Annotated in this window: 20 protein-coding genes; 19 read left to right on the top strand and 1 reads right to left on the bottom strand. The window is 31.4% G+C overall.

Going from position 1 to position 25,196, the window contains the following annotated elements; genetic code table 11:
- Window positions 1-227: 227 nt before the first annotated feature.
- The 8 genes from OREMA_RS0108655 to OREMA_RS0108620 all read left to right on the top strand — a co-directional run bounded on the left by OREMA_RS0108655 (window position 228) and on the right by OREMA_RS0108620 (window position 12,678).
- Entirely contained in the window at window positions 228-3,953 is a 3,726-nt protein-coding gene (locus OREMA_RS0108655) for a DUF726 domain-containing protein (RefSeq protein ID WP_018248875.1), read from the top strand.
- Window positions 3,940-6,210, top strand: coding sequence for a leucine-rich repeat domain-containing protein (locus tag OREMA_RS18350; protein WP_018248874.1), 2,271 nt, complete (start codon window positions 3,940-3,942; stop codon window positions 6,208-6,210). Before OREMA_RS0108655 ends, OREMA_RS18350 begins: the two co-directional genes overlap by 14 nt.
- Before the next feature lie 119 nt (window positions 6,211-6,329).
- Window positions 6,330-7,319, top strand: a complete 990-nt coding sequence (locus tag OREMA_RS0108645; protein WP_018248873.1) for a helix-turn-helix transcriptional regulator — start codon at window positions 6,330-6,332, stop codon at window positions 7,317-7,319.
- Window positions 7,320-7,545: 226 nt separating this feature from the next.
- Window positions 7,546-7,962 (top strand): RrF2 family transcriptional regulator, encoded by a 417-nt coding sequence (locus OREMA_RS0108640; protein ID WP_018248872.1) that lies wholly within the window; start codon window positions 7,546-7,548, stop codon window positions 7,960-7,962.
- 123 nt (window positions 7,963-8,085) lie between these two features.
- Complete coding sequence (gene cooS, locus OREMA_RS0108635; protein WP_018248871.1) at window positions 8,086-9,966, top strand: anaerobic carbon-monoxide dehydrogenase catalytic subunit; 1,881 nt, start codon at window positions 8,086-8,088, stop codon at window positions 9,964-9,966.
- Between the two features lie 414 nt (window positions 9,967-10,380).
- Entirely contained in the window at window positions 10,381-10,830 is a 450-nt protein-coding gene (locus OREMA_RS0108630; RefSeq protein ID WP_018248870.1) for a 4Fe-4S dicluster domain-containing protein, read from the top strand.
- On the top strand, window positions 10,827-12,077 hold the full coding sequence (locus tag OREMA_RS0108625; protein ID WP_018248869.1) for an NAD(P)/FAD-dependent oxidoreductase: 1,251 nt from the start codon (window positions 10,827-10,829) through the stop codon (window positions 12,075-12,077). Before OREMA_RS0108630 ends, OREMA_RS0108625 begins: the two co-directional genes overlap by 4 nt.
- Window positions 12,078-12,348: 271 nt before the next feature.
- Window positions 12,349-12,678: a LysM peptidoglycan-binding domain-containing protein gene (locus OREMA_RS0108620; RefSeq protein ID WP_018248868.1), complete on the top strand. Its 330-nt coding sequence runs from the start codon at window positions 12,349-12,351 to the stop codon at window positions 12,676-12,678.
- A gap of 204 nt (window positions 12,679-12,882) precedes the next feature.
- Here the strand turns inward: OREMA_RS0108620 and OREMA_RS0108615 are convergent, their stop codons facing one another.
- Window positions 12,883-13,395 (bottom strand): nitroreductase family protein, encoded by a 513-nt coding sequence (locus OREMA_RS0108615; RefSeq protein WP_018248867.1) that lies wholly within the window; start codon window positions 13,393-13,395, stop codon window positions 12,883-12,885.
- A 229-nt stretch (window positions 13,396-13,624) separates the two neighbouring features.
- On the opposite strand from OREMA_RS0108615, the gene OREMA_RS0108610 reads away from it, so the two are divergent.
- From OREMA_RS0108610 to OREMA_RS0108560, 11 genes are all read left to right on the top strand, one after another.
- Window positions 13,625-14,386, top strand: a complete 762-nt coding sequence (locus tag OREMA_RS0108610) for an IclR family transcriptional regulator (protein WP_018248866.1) — start codon at window positions 13,625-13,627, stop codon at window positions 14,384-14,386.
- A gap of 368 nt (window positions 14,387-14,754) precedes the next feature.
- Window positions 14,755-15,390, top strand: a complete 636-nt coding sequence (locus OREMA_RS0108605; protein WP_018248865.1) for a flavodoxin family protein — start codon at window positions 14,755-14,757, stop codon at window positions 15,388-15,390.
- A 288-nt stretch (window positions 15,391-15,678) separates the two neighbouring features.
- The gene (locus OREMA_RS0108600; protein ID WP_018248864.1) at window positions 15,679-16,359 is read left to right on the top strand and encodes a response regulator transcription factor; all 681 of its coding nucleotides are present in this window, start codon (window positions 15,679-15,681) and stop codon (window positions 16,357-16,359) included.
- Window positions 16,343-17,758 carry a sensor histidine kinase gene (locus tag OREMA_RS0108595; RefSeq protein WP_018248863.1) on the top strand — a complete coding sequence of 472 codons (1,416 nt, stop codon included), beginning with the start codon at window positions 16,343-16,345 and terminating at the stop codon, window positions 17,756-17,758. Before OREMA_RS0108600 ends, OREMA_RS0108595 begins: the two co-directional genes overlap by 17 nt.
- Window positions 17,759-18,005: 247 nt before the next feature.
- Window positions 18,006-18,512 (top strand): hypothetical protein, encoded by a 507-nt coding sequence (locus OREMA_RS0108590; protein WP_018248862.1) that lies wholly within the window; start codon window positions 18,006-18,008, stop codon window positions 18,510-18,512.
- Window positions 18,513-18,764: 252 nt separating this feature from the next.
- Entirely contained in the window at window positions 18,765-19,589 is an 825-nt protein-coding gene (locus tag OREMA_RS0108585; protein ID WP_018248861.1) for a CREC-EF hand family protein, read from the top strand.
- A 169-nt stretch (window positions 19,590-19,758) separates the two neighbouring features.
- Window positions 19,759-20,832 carry a TolC family protein gene (locus OREMA_RS0108580; protein ID WP_018248860.1) on the top strand — a complete coding sequence of 358 codons (1,074 nt, stop codon included), beginning with the start codon at window positions 19,759-19,761 and terminating at the stop codon, window positions 20,830-20,832.
- On the top strand, window positions 20,822-22,246 hold the full coding sequence (locus OREMA_RS0108575; RefSeq protein ID WP_018248859.1) for a TolC family protein: 1,425 nt from the start codon (window positions 20,822-20,824) through the stop codon (window positions 22,244-22,246). Before OREMA_RS0108580 ends, OREMA_RS0108575 begins: the two co-directional genes overlap by 11 nt.
- The gene (locus OREMA_RS0108570) at window positions 22,230-23,282 is read left to right on the top strand and encodes an efflux RND transporter periplasmic adaptor subunit (RefSeq protein WP_018248858.1); all 1,053 of its coding nucleotides are present in this window, start codon (window positions 22,230-22,232) and stop codon (window positions 23,280-23,282) included. Before OREMA_RS0108575 ends, OREMA_RS0108570 begins: the two co-directional genes overlap by 17 nt.
- On the top strand, window positions 23,282-23,959 hold the full coding sequence (locus tag OREMA_RS0108565) for an ABC transporter ATP-binding protein (protein ID WP_018248857.1): 678 nt from the start codon (window positions 23,282-23,284) through the stop codon (window positions 23,957-23,959). Before OREMA_RS0108570 ends, OREMA_RS0108565 begins: the two co-directional genes overlap by 1 nt.
- Window positions 23,956-25,152, top strand: a complete 1,197-nt coding sequence (locus OREMA_RS0108560) for an ABC transporter permease (protein ID WP_018248856.1) — start codon at window positions 23,956-23,958, stop codon at window positions 25,150-25,152. The genes OREMA_RS0108565 and OREMA_RS0108560 overlap by 4 nt, the downstream gene beginning before the upstream one ends.
- Window positions 25,153-25,196 lie beyond the last annotated feature (44 nt).

Raw genomic sequence — 25,196 nt, 5'->3', positions numbered from 1 at the left:
AATCATAGTTATAGCAAGATAAAAATAAAAGAGCAGTAGATTTTTCTTTAATAGAAGAATTATTGAAAAAATTAAGCTTTTTATTATTTTTTGAAAGGTTAAATGAAAAAATACTTCTAAACTAAGAAGAAACAGAGATGTTTTTTTGTGATATAAAATCATTCTAACTTCAAGTAGTTTAGATGAAATATTATTCTAATCTGTTAATTGAGAAAGGAGCAAATTAAATGTCTGAAAGTAGGGTAGTAGTTGAGGATGCTTATTTAGATGAAAGTTCTTCTAGTTATATTCTAAGCCCGATTTATAGTAGGAATACTAAGGAAGAAATAATCTTTATTAATGGTTTTTTAACTGAGAATAAAGATGACTATGATTGGCATGAATTTATTAGTGATCATGTTAGAGATAAGAGCTGTTATCATTATCGTTGGAAAGCTGGGAAGTTAATGAGTTTGATTAATGATGCAGCTTTAGGTACACTTAGTTTAGTAGCAAAACCCTTAGTGGGAGGAGCAGTAGGAGAATTAGGTAAGCTTAAACAGGTTGCTAAAGCAGGTAATAAAGTTAGTAAATATCTACCTGATGAAATTAATATAGGTTCAGCAGCTAAGAAGATGGTTACTGGAAAGAATTTCAGCAATAATGTCTCAAAAAGTTGGAAAGAAGCTGTTGAAAATGCTGAAAGTGCAGGTAGAGAGTTAGGGAAGTATATCTATAATAGTAATAAGAAATATATTTTAGTGGGCCATTCTTTAGGTAGTCAGGTGATTTATAATACTTTAAGATTTTTGGATAAAAAGGATTCTCTAGATCAAATTCTATCAGTTAATTTATTAGGTGGGGCTATTCAGGCTGATAAATACCTAGGTTTATTGTCTAGAAATAAGAGTTTATCTGTAAATAACTATTATAGTAAAGCGGATATGGTATTATTCTTCTTATTTAATCTAGCTAATATTAATGATACTGCTTCCAATTTGGGAGCAGCTGGTATGCTTTTGGGTGCTGCTTTTGGAGCACTAACAGGTGGTCTAGGAATGGCTCTCTTAGCAGGAGCTGCCGGTGGTGTAGCAGGTTCACTTTTTGGAGCTGGATTACAGTTATTCCTAAATAATCCTGTAGGAAGAAATATAATTAGAAGTAGTAGAGCAAGAAATATACGCTGTAGTTATGCTCATAATGATTATGTGAAATACTTTAGTGATATATTTGAAGGCTTTGATTATCAACAAAGAATTGAAAATGCAACTGTTATTAGTGCAGAAAGTAGTAAAAGTGATATTATAAGACAGTTATCCCATTCTGAAGGAGTAGTCTTTTTAGAGGAAGGTGTTTATGAATTAGGTGAATTGATCTTAGCTGATTTGAATAATCTTGAGATTAAATCTGATGGGAATGTTATCTTTAAAGATACAGAGTTAACTTTAGAAAACTGTTCAAATCTAAAGCTAGAATTTGTCAATTTTATTGCTGGAGATGAAAAGGGTAAAAAAGATCAAGATTATTTCTTAAACTTAGATAACTCTAAGGAAATAAGTTTTTATGGAACTAAGCTGACCAATCAGGATCTAAAAATAACTAATAGTTCTCAAGTTTCCTTTATTGAAAGTGATTTAATTGGAGAGAGTTATCAGCTAAAGATAGCATCTTCTCAATTAGATTTTCAATATAGTAATATTTTAGGGCCTAAGAATGCAGTTGAGTCTAAGAATTCAAATATTAAATTTATCGGTAGTGAATTACAAGGGGCTAGAGATTTTCTGCAATCTGAAAATGATAAGATTGCTATTGATAATACAGTTATTAAAGAAGGATATAATTTATTTAATCTCAATCAGACTGAGATTGAATTATCTAATTCTTTAATTACAGAATTAGCAAGAGAACTGATTACAGCTACTAATTCTAAAGTTACTTTGGCTAATAATACAGTAAATAAGTCAAAGCAGCAGTTAATTAAAGCAGCTTATTCTAAAGTCAAGCTTATCAATAACTTAGTCAAATCTTTTACAGGAGATATACTTACTACAGAACATGCACCAGAGTTATTATTAGAAGATAATAGGGTTATTGATAGCAAGAAGGCTATAGTAGTTAAATCTAAGCAAGACCAACTCAGAATTATTAATAATGAGTTTGAAGATTGTGAAATGGTATTGGATATTAGAGAAAGCAAAGATTCTGCTATTAAGAATAATAAATTCACCAAGACTAACAAGACAGCGGTTAATATACTAAAGTCAAAGCTAACTTTAGAAGAGAATAGTTTTGTAGAGAATTTTGAGTGTATTTATTTAGAAGGATCAAAAGGTAAAATAATTAATAATAGCTTTAAAGATAATAGTAATATCAGCTTAAAGCTAAATAATTCGCATTGTGAAATAAATTCTAATAGCTTTATCATCTTTAAATATAAGAATTCTAGTTGTGCCGTTTATATTTACAATAGTAAAGAAGATAATTTGATCAGCCAGAACAAATTTGCCAACTATTATTTAGGGATTTATTATTGTGACTCTAATGCTGACATTAAAGAAAATAAGTTTGATGGTAATGGGATTGGAATTAAAGCAAGTAATAGTCTGAGTAATATAATTCAAAATAATCAATTTAAGGAGAACAAATCTGCACTAAGATTAGTAATAAATAGTGCTGCTATCTTAGGTGAAGATATTAAAGATAATCACTTTGAAGCTAATGATCTAAATTATTATAGCTATAATTCAGATATTAAAGGCCTAGATGAGAATGAAGAAAAGGTTCTTGTTGAAGATACAAGAGAATTAGAGAAGAAATTCAAAAGAAGAATAAAGAAGTTTTATCCTCAAATGGAAAAAATCTTTGGACAAAAGCCCTTAGGCGAAGATATATACTATCAGCCAGATAATATGAAAGATAGGTTAGAAGATCATATAAGCTCATATGCCAATCTTGATATAGATGAATATGAAGATATATTATTCTTATATAGTCGCTACAGAAACTTTAAAGAGGGGGCTTTAATAACTAAAAGATATATCTACTCTTCAGCTAATAATCGAATTAGAATTGATAAAATTAAAGATATTAGCTCATCTAAAAGGTATTTATCTTTTATTCTGAAAAGTGGTAAAGAAATTAAAGTAGAAATTGATGATGGACATTTCTTGAAATTATTATTGAAAAGATCTTTATTTAACACTAATCCGATTGAAGATATGGAAGAAGAGATTACTAACTTATATCAGTCTATGGGCCGAAGACCTTTTGGAAGCAATGTCTCTTTAAAAGGAAGTATTGATAAGAAGAAATTAAATAATGCTCAGAAGTATTATGCTCGCAAATTGAAAAAAGAAGATATATTAATTTTGGGTGATAGCACTGTCTTTGGAAGTGCTAAAAAAGGTTTTATAATCACTAAGGATAGATTTTATTGCCATCAATATAGCCCAATGCAATTAAAAAGTTTAAGAGCAGAGGATAAAGGAATAACTTCTGTTAGAATTAATGGTAAGAAGGTTAAGTATGGTGGTTCAAAAAGAGAAGGATTTATAGGATTTCTAAATAATATTAATGCTTTGTATGCTTTAAATGATCTTTTTGCTTTAAAGGTAACCTGTCCAAGTTGTAAGAAGCAGGTTAAGGCTAAATATAATAAATGCCCTAAATGTAAATTGAATTTAATGCTCAGTATTGCAGCTGATAGTAATGATCCAGAAGAGATTGAGATTTTAGTTAATGAAGGAAGAGAAATTGAAACTTTAAATAAGGAGAATGCTACTCCTTTGATGATAGCTGCCAAATATAATCAAAACTCTGAAATCATAGCAGCTTTAATTGATGCAGGAGCTAAAGTTGATGTAAGAGATGGAGCAGGCTTTGATCCAGTGATGTATGCTGCAATTAATAATCCTAATCCTGAAGTAATAACTAAACTTGTAGAAGCAGGAGCTGATATCAATGCAAAGATCTAAACAAGGTTGGACAGCTTTGATGTATGCTGTTTGTAATAATAAGTTAGAGGTAGTTGATAGATTGTTAAAGCTAGGTGCTGAGCCCAATGTTAAAGATAGTGATGGGCTTACACCTTTAATCTTGGCACTAAGCGAAAATGAAGATATTGGGGTTATAGAGAGTTTAATCAATTCAAAAGCAGATGTTAATTTTAGTAACCTAAGGCAATGGACTCCTTTAATGTTTGCACTTAGATATGATAGCTGTTTAGAAGTAATAGATAAATTTTTAGTAGAAGGAGCAGAGGTTAATTATCATCAAGGAAAGATTACTCCTCTAATGTTAGCGGCTAGATATAGTAGTGAGGCTGAAGTTATTGAAATGTTAGTTGAAGCAGGAGCAGATCTTAATTTTAGTGATAAAGATGGCTGGACTCCACTATTTTTTGCAGCTAGATATAATCAATCTAGTGCAGTAATAGAAGCTTTACTAAAGGCTGGAGCAGAAGTTGATCTTAAAGATAGACTTAACCATTATACCCCATTAATGTATGCTGCTAAATATAATAATGAAGAGGTAATTGAAAAATTATTATCAGCAGAAGCTGATGCAGATCTTTTTGCAGGTCAAGGAAGTAAAGCTAAATTAGCCAATAGACAAGCTATTGATTTTGTTAATAAGTTTAATAAACAACTTAAGCAAGTGCCGGTTTTTGACCTATTAAAGAGAAGAAGCCATCTGAAGGATAAATTTATAAGCAAGCTGATACCTAATTTCATAGCAAATTATTGGGTTAATGCTGATTATCAAGAGAAGATCTTTGAAGACCATAAAAAGACTCTAAAATCATTGTTAGGTACTGCTGAGAATAAAAGATCTAGCAAGAAGTCATCTCTGTTTAAGGCTTTCTTTAAGCTGTCAATTTTAGGGCTGATTATATTCTTAGGATTTAATTTCTTTCTTAATCAGGGTAAGGTGGATTTTGAAGATCCAGCATTAAAGAGTGCTATAGTTCAGAAGATAGGAAATCAAGAGGAAAGCATTTCTAAAGAGGAGCTTAGGAAGATAGTTGAACTAGATTTAACTGGTCAGAATATTAGCTCTATAGATAAGATTGGCAAGTTAAGCAATTTAGAAAAATTAACTCTTAATAGAAGTAGATTAACTACAATTAGTCCTTTAGCTAAGTTATCCAATTTAAAGGAGCTATACTTTTCAGATAATCTAAGTGTCACAGACTGGAATCAACTGTCTAAGCTAGAAGAGTTAGAAGTTCTAATGTTAGCTAATAATCAAATAGAAGAGGTAAGTATGCTTGAAGATTTGAAGAAATTAAGAGGTATGAGTTTATATAATAATCAGATAAAAGATATAAGTTATTTAGCTGGTCTATCTGACTTAAGGAAAGTCTTTCTTGCTAAGAATAATATTATAAATCTAGAAGCTTTAAAAGAACTTAAGAAATTAGATACTTTAGGTTTGGGGTCTAATCAAATATCAGATATTAATGCATTATCCAAGCTAAGTGAATTGAGATATTTAGATATTAATAATAACTTAGTCAAAGATATAAGTTCATTGTCTGATTTGAATGCTTTAGAAGAACTGTATTTGGATAATAATCTTATTTCAGAAATTAGTGTATTATCTAATTTAAATAATTTGAAAAGCTTAGATTTAGATAAGAACAGGATATCAAATATTAGTTCTTTAGAAAATTTAATAAATTTAGAAACTTTAAATTTAAATAATAATAAGATAGAAGATATAAGTCCATTAATTAATTTAAGTAATTTGCATACCCTAGATTTGGACAAGAATCAAATTAAAGATATAAGTGCATTAGTTAACTTAACTAAGTTACAAAAGTTATATTTGAATAATAATCAGATATCTGATCTAAGTTCATTGACTAAGCTTACTAATTTAGAATCTTTGGGCTTAGATAATAATCAGATCTTTGATATTTCTCCATTAGCTAAATTAATAAATTTAGAAGCTCTAAGCTTTAATGATAATCAGATAGCAGATATTAGTTTGTTAGCAGACTTAAAGAGATTAGAGATTCTAGGCTTGGCTAATAATCAGATATCTGATATAAGTTCACTCTCTAATTTAACTAAGCTAGTTGCTTTAGATATAAGCGGGAATGAAATATCAGATATAAGTCCTTTGTTAGATCTGAATAATTTAGAAAATCTTTATATAGATGATAAGCCTAAGTATGAGAAAGTAGTTAAAAAGTTAAAGGATAGGGGAGTAAAGGTTAATGAATAGTATATTAAGAGTTTTCAAGAAAAAGCATAGTTAACTATGCTTTTTCTTTTTAGTTCAATCACGCTCAAAATATGACTACTAAAATCTATTAGTGCTAATATTATCAAGGCAAAAGAGAGGTGATTATAATTAACAAGGAAGACTTACCAAAGTCATTAAGATTGCTCTCTATTTTTGAGAGGTTACATAAGGGGGCAATTTTAAACAAAGCAGAAGAAGCTAAGAAGTTTGGTGTAAGTGAAAAGGCAATTCAGCGAGACATTAAGGATTTAAGAAGGTATTTTACAGATGCTTCTAATTATGATGCGAATATTAGATTGATTTATGATAGAGAGCAGAAGGGTTATAGATTAGAAAGAAGAGATGGCAGCTGGTTAACTCAAGAAGAGATACTCGCTATATCAAAGGTTCTATTAGAGAGTCGTTCTTTTAATGAAGAAGAGATGAATCAGTTGTTGCATAAGTTGATCTTACAAGCTGCTACAGTGGAGAAGAAGCATATTAAAGAAGTAATCAGAAATGAGCGCTTTCATTATAATCCTGTCAAGCATAGTGAGAATTTATTTGCAATAATCTGGGATTTGAGTCAGGCAGTTAGAGAAAAGAGATTTGTAGAGATTGATTATCTTAAAGCCACTTCTTCTACTATAAAGAAGAGAAGGTTAAGTCCAGTAGGAATTATATTTTCAGAATTTTACTTTTATCTAATAGCTTATATTTCTAACTCTGATTTAGATTTTCCAATAGTTTATCGCTTAGATAGAATTAAAGCATATGAAATTCAGAATGATAGATTTAAGATACCCTATAGTGAACGTTTTGAAGAAGGGGAGTTTAGAAAACGGGTACAGTTCATGTATACAGGAAAGTTAATGAAGATTAAGTTTAAATTTTGGGGCAGGTCTATTGAGGCGGTATTAGATAGATTGCCAACAGCAGAGATAATAGGTCAAGAAGATAATAAATATATTGTTGAAGCTGAGGTTTATGGTCAAGGAATTAAGATGTGGTTGTTAAGCCAAGCAGAATATCTTGAAATAATAGAACCAATTAGTTTTCGCAATGAGGTGCAAGAGACTATTCAGAAGATGTTAAGTAATTATATTTAGCATTTAGTTAGATAATATAACATGCAGAATATAAATATAAAACAGCCTCCTATTAGTAGGAATCTGTTATAACACTGATTGCTTTAGCAATAAATTTAAATCTACCAAGGAGTACTTGACAATGATAATCATTTGTATTTTTAAGAGATCATTGACATAAGTATACCAGATTAGTATAATTTAATTGTTGATAATTTATCCTATGACTGAGAAATGAGGTAATTAAATGAGACTAAGCCAAGCAGCAGACTATGCATTACGTGCTGTGTTATATTTAGCAAAGCAAGGAACAGGAGTCATAGTAGATGCACAGACTATCTGTGAAGAAGAGAATATTCCTAAAAGATTTCTTTTAAAAATCTTTAGGGAGTTAGCTCAAACTAGTATTATTGAATCTTACCGTGGTAAGAATGGAGGCTATGCTTTAGCTATAGTGCCTGCTAAGATAACCTTAAGGGATGTAATCGAAGCAGTAGATGGACCAATTGTGGTAAATCGTTGTTTAGTTGATCCTGATGAGTGCAATAAGATAAATGGTAGTTCATGTAGGACCTGTACAATTCATGGGGCTTTATTTGATGTACAGCAGACAATTATCAATAGGCTAGATGAGTATAGCTTTGCAGATTTATTAAATAGCTAATAGTTTAGACTATTGGCTAAATGTTTTAATCAAAAGTATACCAAAAAGGTATATTTACAAAACAAAGTTTATTTTTTTAACTAAAAGTATACAAAAACAGTATAGTTATAAGGGGGATTTATAATGGTTAAAGAAAGATGTACTTCTGCTGATTGTAGATTATGTGATTTTTTAGATAGTAAAGTAGAATTGGAGACTTCATTTAATCGTGAGCCAAAACAATCTGTTAAATGTGGTTTTGGTAAGAAGGGGGTATGCTGTCGTCTTTGTTCTAATGGACCTTGTAGAATAACTCCTAAATCACCAAGAGGAGTTTGTGGTGCTGATGCTGACACAATCGTAGCCCGTAATTTTCTAAGAAATGTAGCTGCAGGTGCAGCTTGTTATCTCCATGTAGTTGAGAATACAGCTCGTAATTTAAAAGAGGCTGGTCTTGGTAATTATGCTACAGAATTAAAGGGATTAGAGATGTTAGATGAATTAGCTGAGATCTTTGAGATTGAAGCTGAAGATGCAAATCAGAAAGCAGTTCAAGTGGCTGATAAGGTAATAGCTGATCTTTATAAACCTCGTTTCGAAAAGATGGAATTGGTTGAAAAGCTAGGCTATGGACCAAGGATAGAAAAGTGGAAAGAGCTAGATATTATGCCTGGTGGAGCTAAATCAGAAGTTTTTGATGCATTAGTGAAGACAAGTACTAACTTATCTAGTGATCCAGTGGATATGTTGATGCATGTACTTAATTTAGGAATCTCTACAGGATTATATGGATTACATATGACTAACTTACTAAATGATGTTATGTTAGGAGAACCAGAGATTACTCAAGATACAGTTGGCTTTAAAGTTGTCAATGAAGATTATATTAATATAGTTGTAACAGGTCATCAACATACAATGATTGCTCATTTACAGGATGCTTTGATTACTGAGGAGGCTACTGAACTAGCTCAAGAGGTGGGAGCTAAAGGCTTTAAGATAGTTGGTTCAACTTGTGTAGGTCAAGACTTACAACTGCGTGGAGCTCATTATAAAGATGTCTTTGCTGGTCATGCTGGTAACAATTATACAAGTGAAGCTTTAGTAGCTACTGGTGGAATTGATCTAATAGTATCAGAATTTAATTGTACAATTCCTGGCTTAGAGTTAGTAGCTCAAGAGTATGATGTCAAGATGATTGCTATTGATGATGTAGCTAAGAAGGCAAGTGCTGAAATGATTAAATTTGATCCAGCTCAGGCACCACAAATTACTGATAAAATTATTAAAGCTGCAGTAAATAGTTATAAGAATCGTCGTAATAAAGTAGAGATTGATATCCCAAAAGATCATGGCTATGATGATGTAGTAACAGGTGTTAGTGAAAAATCTTTACGTAAGTTCTTAGGAGGAAATTATAAAGCTTTAATCGATTTAATTGCTAGTGGTAAGATTAAGGGGGTAGCTGCTGTAGTAGGTTGTTCTAACTTAACAGCAGGAGGCCATGATGTATTTTCTGTAGGATTAACTAAAGAGTTAATTAAGCGTGATATCTTAGTCTTATCAGCTGGTTGTACTACAGGAGGATTAGAGAATTGTGGATTGGTATCTCCTAGTGCTGCTAAATTAGCAGGAGATAATTTAAGAGAGGTTTGTGAGGAGTTAGGAATTCATCCGGTACTTAACTTTGGTCCTTGTTTATCAATTGGTAGAGTAGAAGAAGTAGCTGTAGAATTAGCCAAAGCTTTAGAGGTTGATTTACCACAACTACCAGCAGTATTATCTGCTCCTCAATGGTTAGAAGAACAAGCATTAGCTGATGGTGCCTTTGGATTGGCGTTAGGATTACCATTACACTTGGCTTTACCTCCTTTTGTAACAGGAAGTGAGATTATAGTTGATACTCTAACTAAGAATTTACCTGACATTACAGGAGGTCAGTTGATCATAGATGGTGAGATTGAGAGTGCAGCAGATAAATTAGAAGAGATTATTCTTGACCGCAGAAATGGTCTAGGTATATAAGGTAGAAGGAATGATATTGTTTTATGGATTTTTAGTAATATAGTGTTATTTCCAAAAACTAAAAAAGAAAAACAAAAGTTCAAGAACTTTTTTTTGGAACCACGAATGAACACGAATTAACACTAATATAATTCAAAATCTTAAAATATTTTCACAATTTTCTTATTAAAATAAACAATTTAATATTATTGAAAATTTATTAGATTAAAATAGGATTTAAATATCTTTACTTTAAAATTTAGTAATATGAATTTTGTTTTTAAATTTTTTATTCGTGACTATTCGTGTTCATTCGTGGTGAAAAAATCTTTTGACTCTAATTATAAAAGTGAAACTCTATTACTATATAGATTATATTTAACTTTAATATGAAAGGAATCTTTGAGTTCATAATCAGCCAAAAGGGGTGAATATATGAAACGTATATATATAGACCGTCAGCTTTGTGAAGCATGTAAAGGATGTATGTTAGCTTGTATGGCTAAGCATAATGATGAAAATATTGATACATTGGATTTATTAGATATGAGTAATCAAGCAGCTAATTTAGTTGAACAGAGCAATCAAGGAGAGGTTTCTCCGCTTTTTTGCCGCCACTGTGATGAAGCAGAGTGTGTTGAAGCTTGTATGTCTGGGGCTTTAAGCAAGGATAAGGAGACTGGAATCGTCTCTTTGGATCAGGATAGGTGTGCAGGGTGTTGGATGTGTGTAATGAGTTGTTCCTATGGAATGATCAAAAAGGATACCCAAGCTAATGTAGCTTTTAAATGTGACTTATGTAATGATAGAGAAGAAATTGCCTGTATAGAAAACTGTCCCACAGGGGCTATACAATTAATTGAAGTAGGGGAGGGAGTAGAATGAAATATGTGATTATTGGTGCTAGTGCGGCTGGTATTAATGCTGCTAAGAAGTTACGAGAGTTAGATGATACTAGTGAGATCACTATTGTTTCTAAAGATAATAAGGTTTATTCTCGTTGTATGCTACATTATTTAATCAGTGGACAAAGGGATATAGAGGAACTAGATTTTACTCCTGCTAATTTTTTTAAAGAGAATAATATCAATTGGATTAAAGGCAAGGCTGTTAAGTCTGTTCTGCCAGATAAAAAGAGTCTTTTGTTAGATAATGGAGAGAAGATTAACTATGATAGATTATTAATAGCGACTGGAGCAAGTTCATTCTTCCCACCTATAGAGAATTTAGCTGAAGCTAAGAATATCTATGGACTAAGAAATTTAGATGATGCTTTACATATAAAAAGGATAGGAGAAGAGATTGATAAGGCTATAATTATTGGAGCAGGTCTGGTAGGGGTAGATGCTGCTATAGGCTTAGATGAATTAGGGGTTAAGGTATCTATTGTAGAGATGGCAGATAGAATATTACCCTTACAATTAGATGATAAAGCAGCCGCTGGATATCAATCAAGGTTTGAAGAGAGTGGGATTGAAATCTTGACTGGAGTTAGAGCAGATAAAATCTTAGCTGATAAGAATAATAATGTAACAGGGCTTAAATTGGCTGATGAAACTATAATAGATGGAGAGCTAATTGTAGTAGCTACAGGAGTTAGACCGAATATAGATTTAATCAAGGATACAGAGATTAAGGTTGATAAGGGGATAGTAGTTGATGAATATCAGCAGAGTAATTTAACTGATATCTATGCAGCTGGAGATGTAGCTCAGTCTAGAGAGTTATTCAGTCAAGAATCTAGTTTAACCCCTATCTGGCCCTTAGCTACTAAACAAGGAGAGGTAGCAGCTTATAATATGGCAGGTATAGCTACTAAGCTAAGTGATAATTTTGCCTATCAGAATTCAATGAGATTTTTAGGTTTATCAACAATAACTTATGGCTTAATAGAAGCTCCAGATAATAATTATCAAGTTTTATGCAGAGAAGATGGAGAGAATTATCAGAAATTGATTTTAAAGGATAGTAAATTAAAAGGAGCCATCTTTCAAGGTGAGATAGATGGAGCTGGTATTTATGGAAGGTTAATCAAGAATAAAATAGATTTAAGTGATCAATCAAATAATATCTTCAAGTTGACCTATGCCGATTTCTTCAAAGAGAATCAAAAAGCTATGTTTAGTTATTAAGATGAGCCCTCGAATTTTTTGAGGGCTTTTTTTATTACCAGCAGCAATATTTTTTTAGTGCTTTATTAATTAAATCTGAAGGCAACTTAGACAATTCCTATGTAGTAATTTTCTTAAGGTACTTATTTAAATCTTATTTAACCTTGGGCATATCTTATGCATGAGTTTTAATGAGATCGTATTCAAGAGTTAAGGATTGATATGCACTTTTTCCTTCTATATTAAATATCCTATATTGTGATCTTAATTATCTTAGAAAGAAGTAAATAAGATGCCTACTGCACCTTTAGGAACCTTCTATACTATAAAGCCAGGAGATACTCTCTTTACAATAGCAGAAAGATATAATACAACTGTTTCCAATATATTGGCTTTTAACTCTATTTCAGATCCAGACCTTATCAGTCCTAGACAAGAGCTAACTATCCATCAATCTCCTGCAGAAGCTATCATTTGTACACTCCAGACTGGTGATACACTCTGTTCAATAGCTCAAAAATATGGTACTCAAGTAGATACTATTGTCAAATTTAATTATCTCTCTGATCCTAATTTGATTCAACCTGGTCAGAGATTAGTAGTGCCAGTTTCTTTACGTTAAATAGGTCTTTGGTCTTATTATTTTATCATTGATATCTAAATTTATATTTTACTAATATTTAAAGTAATATATCAAGTTTATAACAGAAATAATAATAAAGGATAAAAATAAAAGACACAAGTCAGAAGAGCAGTTAACTGCTCTTCTGACTTGTGTTCAATTAAAATATAGATATTAATATATTGTTTGTAGTCTAAAAGTCTGCTACCAATTGTTATAATGGATTTTGTCTGTTCTAAATCGTTCAGATGCTTTTTTAATTTCAGCAGGATAGCCAATTGGGATTAAAGAGAATGGGAGTATATGTTCTGGCAAGTTTAATAATCTTTTTAATCCTCTAACCCTATCTTCTTCAGGGTAGATACCTAACCAGACAGCTCCTAAATCCTTAGCTGCTGCTGTTAATAAAATATTTTGGGTTGCTGCTGAACAGTCTTGTACCCAAAAACCTTGGTATATCTCTTCTTCTAGATTAGCACAAACTAGAAGAAGTTTGGCAGCTTCTTTTACCATACTAGCATAAGGATGAATTTTAGGGATCTGCTCTATAATTTCTTGCTGATCAATGATTATAAATTCCCAAGGTTGAGCATTACCAGCTGAAGGTGCAGCCATAGCAGCTTCAAGTAGTTGATTTATAGTTTTTTGAGATACTTCTTGGTCTGTGTATTTTCTGATACTTCTTCTTTTTTTGATAACTTTTAAAATTTGAGACATTGAAGTTCTCCTCCTTGTTGTGTATTATTGTAGAACTGGTATTTTGATTACAAAGAAATTATAAGTAATAACTTTAATATTGTCAAACTTGTTTTTGATTATTGGACAAAATCTTATCTTTTATTTATAATAGTTGAGGAAGAATAAATGATTTCTTAAAGGATATTAATACTTAAAAAGTTACATCATATAGATTTAGAAATTGAGAATATGGGAGGATGAAGTTGATATGGGAAAAAGGTTAATACAATCTGTAGTTAGAGCAACTAAAATCTTAGATTATATAGGTGCTAATGATAATAATGTTAGGTTGATAGATATTAGTCGTTCTTTGGAGTTAAATAAGAGTACTTTGCATAGTATAATTTCAACCTTAGAAGAAAGAGGCTATGTAGAACAGAACAAAGATAATCAAAGATACTCCTTAGGAAGTAAGGTCTTTACTTTAGGAAGAATATATGAAAAGGACATGTCTCTTACGAGATTGGCAAGACCTCTTCTAAATAAGTTAGTAGAAGAATTTCAAGAGACAGTTCAATTAGGTATCTTAGCAGCAGGGAAGGTCTTATACATTGATACAGTAGAATCTAAGCATACTTTAAGGATGACCTGTACAACTGGAGAAACAAGTAAATTACATTGTAGCGCCACAGGTAAGGTATTATTAGCATATCTGGATAAGAATAAGATAAAGGATATTTTAGAGCAAAAGTTAGAACCCTATACTTCAAATACAATAGTTGATCAGGAGACTTTAAAGGAAGAATTAAAGATTGTTAAAGATCAGGGTTATGCCTTTGACAGAGAAGAATCAGAGCTAGGTTTAAATTGTGTTGCTGTTCCAGTTAAAAATCATAGTAATCAAGTAGTTGCTACTATTGGAATCAGTGCTCCTATAAGTCGGGTTCCAGAAAAGAGATTATTAGAAATTAAAGATAGACTAATAGAATTAGGTAATCAATTATCAGAGATTTTGGGATATCGAGATTAAATCTGGAAGCTATATAAGTAGAAGTAATTAATTTCCTAGAAAATATAATTCAAAATGTTTTTCTAAGCATGAATGAACATTAATTTTCAGGGATAAGTTTAAAATATTTTTAGTTTTTTCTTTAGTAGCTGTGTTTAAGTGCTGTGGCTAAGTATTTAAATTCTTTTTTTAGGTCTATATAATAGCTATAATTTAAAATAGTTCAACTTAACTGGTGAAAGAGCAGATATGCTCTTTTTTTAATTAGAATATAATTTTTCTGATTTGTTGACAAAGATTAATTGAGTATATATAATTAAGTTGCAATGAGAAAACCAGTTTTATAATATCAAACTAAAAAATGAAAATTATTAAGGGAGGAATAATATATGAAGGTAGTAGCTTTTAATGGAAGTCCTAGAAAAGAAGGAAATACTTATCATGGAATTAAAATAGCTTTAGATCAATTAGAAAAAGAAGGAATAGAAACTGAGATTATTCAGGTAGGCAATAAAGTAATTAGAGGTTGTATTGCTTGTAATCAATGTGTTAAGAATAAAGATGAGAAATGTGCCATTGTTAATGATCCAGTTAATGATTGGATTCAGAAAATGAAGGAAGCAGATGGTATTATCTTAGGTTCTCCAGTACATTATTCTGCAATTGCAGGGACTATGAAGAGCTTTTTAGATAGAGCTTTTTATGTGACAAGTGTTAATGATATGATGCTAAGACATAAAGTAGGAGCACCTGTAGTGGCTGTAAGACGATCAGGTGGATTACCAACCTTCAATCAATTAAATAATTATATCAATTATTCTGAGATGATTATGCCAACTTCAAACTATTGGAATGTTATTCATGGTACTAAACCTGGAGATGTTTTAGAGGATGAAGAGGGTGTACAAATTATGAGAGTACTAGGAAAGAATATGGCTTGGCTGATGAAGTTGGTTGAGAATGGAGCTGATGAGGTAGAAGCACCAGTAAGGGAGCAGAAGAGATTTATGAACTTTATTAGATAGAATATAATTTAATGAGAAAAACCACCTTTAGCTTTAAAGCTAAAGGTGGTTTTTATTATGAATATAGATAAGATATAAATAATTGACAGTAGCTATAAGAGATAATAAAATATAAGCAAATATAAGATTCAATTTCTAGATATTCTAGGATATACTAAAGTATAAAAGCAAAGAATTTAAAAGAGGGTATTATTTTTAATCAAAATTTAATCTTTTATTAAGTAGCCTTTAATTTAAATGAGATATAATTACTAATACTTAGTTTTAAATGAAGTTGGAGGGTTGAAAATGGCAGCAGATAAGATACTTATTATAGAAGATGAGAAGAAGATAGCGCGTTTTTTAGAGTTAGAATTAAAGCATGAGGGCTATGAGATAGAGTTAAGCTATGATGGCAGAGAAGGCCTAGAGAAGATAAGGGGTGGAGATTTTGATTTAGTACTTTTAGACTTAATGCTCCCTAGTCTTAGTGGGTTGGAGATCTGCCGCAGAGTGAGAAAGGAATCTGATATTCCAATTATTATGCTGACTGCTAAAGATCAAGTGATGGATAAAGTTATGGGACTTGATTTGGGAGCTCATGATTATATAACTAAGCCCTTTGCTATAGAAGAACTCTTAGCTAGAATGAGGGGGATATTACGTAGAAACAAGCCTAATGAGACTCAAACTAATATCTTATCAATCAAAGGATTAGTTCTTAATACTGATATTAGACAGTTGACCATTAAGGGAGAGGTAGTTGATCTAACTAAGACCGAATATGATTTGCTATTATACTTATTAAAGAATAAAGGTTTAGTATTAACACGAGACCAGATTATTGAAGAGGTATGGGGTTATGATTATCCTGGAGATACCAATATTGTTGATGTATATATTAGATATTTAAGGTCAAAAATTGATGATAAGTATAATCAAAATTATATTTATACAGTAAGAGGGGTAGGCTATGTTATCAAAGATTAAGAATTTAAAATTTTGGCAGAAGAGTATTCCAATCTCTTTGAGATTAACTTTAACCTATGCACTTATCTTTTCTCTAGCTATAATAATTATCAGTGCAACTACATTCTATACTAGCAGGTATCTTGGTTTTCAAAGAATTAAAAAGGATATTAAGAATATTAATCAAGAGGTAGCTGATTATATCAGATCAGGAAGAGATCTTGATAGATCTATCTTTAAAAATCTTAATATTAGAAGGCCTATGGACTTAAAGGTTTATAATCAGGATGGAGAACTTTTATTTAAAAATAGTCCCCATGCTCCTATTATTGATATGAAAAGAAATTTAGGTGAAATAAGTATTTTAGAGATAAATGAGCAAAAGTGGAATCATGATAAGAAGAAAAGATTCTTTAAAAGAACAGTCTATTTAAATAATAAGCTTAGCTATCAAGGAGAAATTTTTTATATACAAGTCAGTTTTCCTTTAGCTGGGAGAGATGATATATTCAACATTTTAATGCTGGTATTGATTGCTACTAATATTTTGGGGATTATAGTCTCAATAATAGTTGGTAATTATATTTCCAAGAAGATCTTAAGACCGATAGGTCAAATAACTGATACAGCTAAGAAGATAACGATTAATCATCTTGATGATAGAATAGATAGTGAAGGGCCTGAAGATGAACTTAGAGAGTTGGCTACTACCTTTAATAATATGATTGATCGCTTACAGGAATCTATTGAGAAGCAGAAAGCCTTTGTTTCTGATGCTTCCCATGAATTGAGAACTCCAATTTCAGTGATTCAAGGCTATATTGATTTATTGGATCGGTGGGGCAAATCTGATCAAGAGGTTTTAAATGAATCTATTGAAGCAATTAAATCAGAGACTATGAATATGAAGAAGCTCTTAGAGCAGTTATTATTCTTAGCTCGTAGTGATAGAGAGAAAGATAGTTTTGAAAGAGTAGATTTTGAATTAGATGCTTTAATAGCTGAGGTTTATAGGGAGACAGAATTGATAGATAAAGAGCATAAAATTACTTTAAACAATAATGATAAGCTAAAGGTTAATGGAGATGAACAATTAATCAAGCAGCTTTTAAGAATTATAATTGATAATAGCCTTAAGTACACAGAAAGTGGTGGGAAGATAAGTATTGATTCTAAGCTACTAAATCATTTTGTAGAGATCACCATAGAAGATACAGGAATAGGGATTGCTAAAGAGGATTTAAATAATATCTTTGATAGATTTTATCGGGCTGATAAATCAAGGAATAGAGAGACTGGAGGCACTGGATTAGGATTATCTATTGCTAAATGGATAGTAGATAGCTATTTAGGGAAGATTGAGGTTAAAAGTGAATTAAATTGTGGGACTAAAGTAATTATAAAATTACCTACTTGCTAATTTAGCAGGTAGGTTTTTATTTTATTAAACTAGTTGAAAGTAACTTAAGGACTATTTATATTAGCGTGACAAGATAATTAAATATGTCTATCATTGACATATTTTATATATTATAATAAAATATTAGTAAGATAACAATATAAGTAATTGTGCACTGTTAAATAAACTTAGGTCTTTATTTGATCTATCATTAAATCGTAAACTTAGATATGAATAGTAAGTTGAGAAAAATAAAGGAGGGTTAATTATGAGCATATCAGTAGATATACATGATAGTCCTATTGTAAGATCAATGGGGAACAATAATGCTTTAACTGGAGCTAATGACTTAGATAAGCAAATTGAAGAATTAAAGCTAAAAAAAGAGATGTTAGAATATAAAATAGAAGCATTAACAAAACAAGATGTCAGCAAAAGTGATAAAAAGAAAGAGATATCTAGATTACAGCAAAAATTATTAAAAATTGAGATTAAATTAAGAAAGTTGGAATTACAAAAAAAGAAGAGAAAGAATATAGAAGAGAAGAAAGAAGAGGTTAAAGTAGAAAAGAATAAGTTAGAAAAAAATGATATAGTAGAAATTAAGAATAAATTTTCTGCTAAAGAAAGTACTAATTTAGATTCTGATGAGGTTAAGAAGCAAGAAATGATTGAAAAAGTTAAGAAAATTAATAAAGATAATTTAAAGAAGAATATTAAATTAATTGAAGAGATAGAAGAACTTAGTCAAGAAGGAATTAACATTAAAATTTAAGTATATAGAATATATTAATTTGGAGTTGGAATCAAATATAGAGAATAAACAATAAAAAATAGTAATTACTTTTGGGGATCTTGCTTATAAGATTCTTTTTTTATTTTTTTGTTTTTTATAGATTATTAATAAATTTCTAATTCAATTCTAATCTTTTTTTAATCTTTAGCTAATTGAGTTTTAATATTGGTAATTTATACTTATAGTAGCAAATATAATTAATAATTCATAGAAACGAAAGGGGGTGAGATAATGATTAGTGGAATAAGCAATAGCAGTTATTCAGTATCAAGTTATTACCAAACAAAAAATAAAGAAGCAGAGTTGATATCAAATTTAGATCAAGATGGAGATGAAGCCTTAAGCCAAGCTGAATTTGAAGAGCTCTCTGCAAAAATATCTGAAGATACTGGAATAACTATTGATAGTGAAGAAGCTTTTGCTCAGGCTGATGAGAATGAAGATGGAGTAGTCAATCAAAATGAGCTAAAAAATCTAATGGGGCCTAAAGAACATATGAAACAGATGAAATCAGGTGCTGTGGGAAGAGAAGCTCAAATTTTAGCTGAGTTTGATGAAGATGAAGACGAAGTTTTAAATGAGACTGAATTCTCAAACTTTGCAAGTGACCTATCAGAAAAAATAGGACAAGATATTGATGCTGAGGAGTTATTTGCTCAAATGGACTCAGATGAAGATGGTAGTGTTACTGAGGCTGAGATGAAAGCTTTTCAGCAAGAGAATAGACCACCTATGATGGGAGGAGGTCCAAAGCCTCCTCAAGCTTCAATGACTGAAGAAGCGATATCTAGCTTTGATGAAGATGAAGACGAAGCTTTAAATGAGAGTGAATTCTCAAACTTTGCAAGTGACCTATCAGAAAAGATAGGACAAGATATTAATGCTGAGGAGTTATTTGCTCAAATGGACTCAGATGAAGATGGTAGTGTTACTAAGGCTGAAATGGAAGACTTCCACCAAGAAAATAGACCACCTATGATGAGTCAAAAGTTAGAAGCTTATCAGCCTTCATTTAATACTGAGGATTCTGAAAACTTAATTAATATGATTGGATAGAGGATTAAACCCTAGTTGCTTAAGCAACTAGGGTTTTTTATAGTTTACAGGGGTAGTATTAAGTATAGAGATAAAAAATTTTTAATTAAATTTTAATCTTAGCCTAAGAGGAGTTTAATCTTGATTGTTTAAACTATAACTATAATATGAGTTAAAGGAGGATTTAAAGTTGAAGTTAGCTAAAGAGATTAAAGTATTAGTATTCTTATTAATAATGTTTCCTGTAATTTCTATGCCAGTATTCGCTGATAGTAAAGAGAAGATAGATAGATTTGAGGCTGTAAAGATTGCCTTAGAAGATAGTATAGATGTAGAAATTGCAAAGTTAGACTTAGATAATGCAGAACTTAATTACCAAAAAAGTCAAGCAGAAAATTTACTAACTCAATCAGCTTATGCTAATTTAGTAGCTGAAGAGAATTTATTACAGGCTAAAAAAGATTATTATCAAAGTCAGACTGGATTAATTAATCAAATCTTAACAGAATATTCAGAGCTTACATTACTTAAGCAGAAGTTAGAATTAACTGAGAAGAAGGTGGAATTAGAAAAGAGCTTATTAGATAAAGTAGAGTTAGCAGTTAAAAGAGGTTATAAGGATAAGTTAGAATTATTGAAACAGAGAAATGACTATAATGAGATGGTATTGAGTTTAGAAGAGTTAGCAGATGATTATGAAGAAAAGCTAATAACTCTCAAATTAAATCTTGACTTAAATACAGATCAAAAGCTTGCTTTACAGCTTTGGTCTTCAGATCAGATATGGGAGATAGATAAAGCCGAGGCAATGGAAAGTGCCATAAAGAATAGTTTTGATCTGGAATTAAAAGAAGAAGCTATAGATTTGGCTCAAAGAGAATTAAAGAAAGCAAAACAGATATCTAGTCCACAACTAGATTTAGAAGAGCTTAAAAACAACTTTAAGATTGCCAAATTAGAGAAATTAAAGGCAGAGAATGATTTAACTATAACTACAGAAAAGAATTATTACAACTTTAAGCAGGCAGTTAAGAAGATAGCATCAGAGGAAAATAAATTAACTACGAGCAGAGAAGATTATCAACTTCTAAAGCAAGAAGAAGAGAAAGGGTTAAAATCTGCTGATGATTTACTTTCTGCCGAGATAGAGTTTTTAGAAGCAAGATATAATTATCAATCAGCTATAGCAGATTATTATTTGAATAAATTACAATTAAAGATTGATATGGGTGTAGAGATAGAGGTGTTGATCGATGAGATTTAGCTATAAGTTATTACTATTATCAGTTATGATGATTCTGCTAGCTTCTTTTGAGATGACAGCTTTTGCTGCAGAGATTACTCTTCAAGAAGCTATTGAAGCAGGACTTAATAATAATTCAGATATTTTAGATGCTAAAGATAATCTAGTAAGTATAGAAAGAGAATTAAAGCAATTGCAAGCAGATGATGATTGGCACTTAGATCTAAATGTAGATAGCTATGCCCATGAATTGGATTTAGATGATGAATTAAGTGATGTAGAATTTTCTATTACAGGTAGTAAAACTTATTGGGGAGGTTTGACCTTGGAATCTGAACTTTATGGAAGTGGTGATTATTCTTCACAGGAAGATCTAAGTGATGATGAAACAGGTCTTAAATTAAAGCTAAGCCAGGATCTTTATCCAAGAATAGCAAATCAATCAGAACAGAGTTATATTAAGACCCAATTGGATCTGCAGGCAGCTAAAAGTGAATTAGAGGAAGAGAAGCAAGCAAAGATCATTACTTGGATAAGAGATTATCTTAATTTATTGCGTTTAAAAGAAAAGTATGAAGTTGCAGTTAAGAAGAATGAGTTGGCTCTTAATAATTTTAAAGAGGTTAATGATAAAAAGAGAATTAATGAAGCTAGTGAAATAGATATCTTAACAGCTCAGATAGAATTAGAAGAGAGTCAATACAATTTAAAGGAAGCAGATAATAATTATCAGCAAGCTAAAAAATCCTTCTATCATCAATTAAAGCTGGAGAATCAAGATGAATTAGTCTTAAGTGGTGATTCTAAATACCTAGTAATGTTAGAAGAGATGGCTTTAAGTCAAGAAATTAATTTTGATGATCAAGCTAAATTATTAGATTTAAGCAGTGTTAATAGTGTAGATCTATTGAAGAATAAATTACAACAAGATAGTATCAGAGATGATTTGGAATGGAGTAAAGCTGAGGATAAGCCAAATCTTGATTTAACAGGTAGTTATGATAGTGTTGATCAAGACTGGGGTGTAGGTCTTAGTTTATCCTATAATCTCTTTGATTCTGGTAAGCAGAAATTAGCAGAAGAAGATTTAGAAGCAGAATTAAATTCTCTAGAACGAGAGCATAATGATCTGATTAGAGATTTAAGCTTAGACTTAGAGGAAATTATTGATCAAATTAGACTAACTGAGACTAAATTAGGGACAAAGAAGCTTAGTCTATCAAAAACAAAATTAGAAAAGAAGATAGCTGAAGAACAATTGGCTAGAGGTTTAATTGATAAGTGGGAGTTGAAAGAGAAAAAATTGGCTTTAAGAGAGGCTGAGATTAATCAAAAGGAAGTAGAAGATGAGTTATTAGTTAATAAATTAGAATTAATTAAGCTGCTAGGCATGGGGTATTTTGAAGGAGGGAATAAGCTTGAAAAGATCAATTAGTATTATTTTAATAGTTATTTTAATTGGAGGTATAGGATTCTTCTTTTGGCAGAAGAATTCAGCTGATAAAGCAGCTACCTCTACTCAAAGAAGCAGACGTAGAAATATGACTATCACAGTTAATAAGTCTAGCTTAGAAGAGACAATTTCAGGTAGTGGTTATGTAAAGCCAATTGAAGAAAATTCATTATCTTTTGCTAGTCGTGGTGCTACTGGAGGAGAGATAGAGGTGATTAAGGTTCAAGAAGGTGATAGAGTAGAGAAGGGTCAGCTTCTAGCAGAGATTGATAGTGATGATGAACGATTAGATTATTTGAATACTAAGAATAATTACGAACAGACCCTAATCAGTGGTTCAAAAACAGAGATTGAAGAGGCCAAATTAAAGCTAGAGATAGCTAAAAAGTCTTTAGGTGGTACTAAGTTAAAAGCTCCATTTACCGGAATAATTACTGAAGTTGCTGTAGAAGAGGGTGATTATGTTGAATCAAATGATACTGTAGTTCAAGTAATAGATAATAGTGCCTATGAGGTTGAGATAGATATTGATGAAAGTGAAAGTAGACAATTAAAATTGGGGCAAAAAGCAAGAATAACTATGGAGGCTTTACCTGGTGAAGAGTTAAGGGGAGAGGTTGTTGATATCTCTGCGATAGCCGAAGAAGATAGTGGAGTTGTTACTGTACCAGTTACTATCTTAATTAAGGATGAAATTGAGTTTATTAAATCTAACTTTTCAGCAGAGGTTGAGATAATTGTTAGTGAGGTTAATAATAAATTGATGATCCCCTTAACAGCAATCTTTAATGAAAAGGGACAGACTAAAGCTATGAAGATAGTAGATGGTAAAGAAGTTCCAGTCAATATTAAGACAGGTGTAAGTAGTGGAGTATATGTTGTTGTTCTTGATGGATTAGTTGAAGGTGATGAGATCTTAATTAACACTCATAATGCTGGAACTACTAATGCTCAGAACTCTAAGCAAGGATTTGGAGGTCCATTTCCTCCTGGAGGTATGGGAAGGGGGAGAAAATAGTGATAGAAGTAGCTGATTTAAAAAAAGTATATCAAAGTGGAGAGATAGCTGTTGAAGCTTTAAAAGGGATCTCTTTTAAGATTGAAGATGGGGAGATGGTAGCTATTGTAGGACCTTCTGGTTCTGGAAAATCTACTTTGATGAATCTATTGGGCTGTTTAGATATTCCAACTTCGGGAAACTATTTTCTAGACTCTAAAGATGTTAGTAAAGCCAATGATAATGAGCTGGCTGGAGTACGAAATAATAAGATAGGTTTTGTCTTTCAGAAATTCAACCTTTTAGCTAGGGATTCCATACTTCATAATGTAGAGACTCCTTTGATTTATGCAGGGGTTAAGAAGAAGGAGAGAATAAAGAGGGCAACTAACTTACTTACTAAAGTCGGGTTAGGCGATCGCTTAGACCATAATCCCAATGAAATTTCAGGTGGACAGCGGCAAAGAGTGGCTGTAGCTAGGGCTTTGGTTAATAACCCTTCTTTGATACTAGCTGATGAACCAACAGGAAATCTTGATTCCAAGACAGAAGCTGAGATTATTGATCTATTTCATGAGTTAAATCAACAAGGCCATACTATTGTCATAGTTACCCACTCTGAAGAGGTAGCAAGGCAGACCAATAGAATCATTCATATCCTTGATGGAGAGTTAGTAAAGGATGAGGTGATAGGATGATTTTAGAGACCTTTATTATTGCAGTAAGGAGCCTAAATTCTAATAAATTAAGAACATTACTTTCTATGCTAGGGATTATTATTGGAGTTGGGGCAGTAATTGCCATTGTTTCTATCGGAACAGGTAGTCAGCAACAGATTACAGCAAATATTTCTGATTTAGGATCTAATGTAATTAATATTAATCAGGGATGGGGTAGAAGGTTAAGCTCTTCCTCTAGCGACTTCACTTTAGAGATGGCTGAATATATCGAGAAGACAAGTCCAGCAGTTAAAATGGTAATGCCTAACCTTGAAGCATCAGGTTTATTAATTAGTGGTGAGAATGATTTAAGAGCAACTATAGTAGGAACGGAAGCATATTATCAGAAGTTAAATAAATATTATCCTAGCAGAGGAAAGTTTATTGATCAATCAGTTATAGATAATGCTAGTGATGTGATAGTCTTAGGCTCTGAGTTGGTAGAAGAACTATATGCTAATGAAGATCCCTTAGGTCAGAAGATAAAGTTTAATTATAATGGTCGTACTTTTGTCTTTACTATAATTGGGGTAATGGAGGAGAAAGGTAGAGGTATTGTTGATGATTTAAATGATCAAGCCTATATCCCTATGACCACTTATTTAAATAAATTAGCTAATTCTAATGAGGTAAGTGGTTTTATTGCTCAAGCCAATTCTTCTGAAGAGGCCACAGAAGCAGTAGAACAGATAGAGTATTTTATGACTAAATATCTTGGTGATGAAGATGATTTTCGAATTAGAAGTCAAGATCAGATCTTAGATACAATTAGTAGTGTGACAGAATCTATGAGTTTAATGTTAGGAGGAATTGCTGCTATCTCCTTAGTTGTTGGTGGAATTGGGATTATGAATATTATGTTAGTATCGGTGACTGAAAGAACAAGTGAGATTGGTATTCGTAAAGCCTTAGGTGCCAAGAAGAAGGATATCTTAACCCAATTCTTAATTGAATCTCTATGTCTTAGTGGTATTGGTGGTGCTATAGGAGTTGGAATAGGTTATGTAGCTGCCTATTTGATTTCAAACATAGGAGATTGGCCTTTTGTCGTCAACTCATCATCTGTAGTAGTCGCTTTTAGTTTTTCCTTATTAATAGGTATCTTCTTTGGAATTTATCCAGCCATGAAAGCAGCTAATTTAGCACCAGTAGATGCATTGAATTATGAATAGAATAATGTGATAGATGATCTATTTTTATCAGATCTAGAAATGAC

Origin of the sequence: Orenia marismortui DSM 5156, from assembly GCF_000379025.1 — a bacterium.
GTDB classification, from domain to species: domain Bacteria; phylum Bacillota; class Halanaerobiia; order Halobacteroidales; family Halobacteroidaceae; genus Orenia; species Orenia marismortui.
Note: the sequence above shows the minus strand (reverse complement) of the source record. Positions and strands in the feature narration are given on the sequence as shown.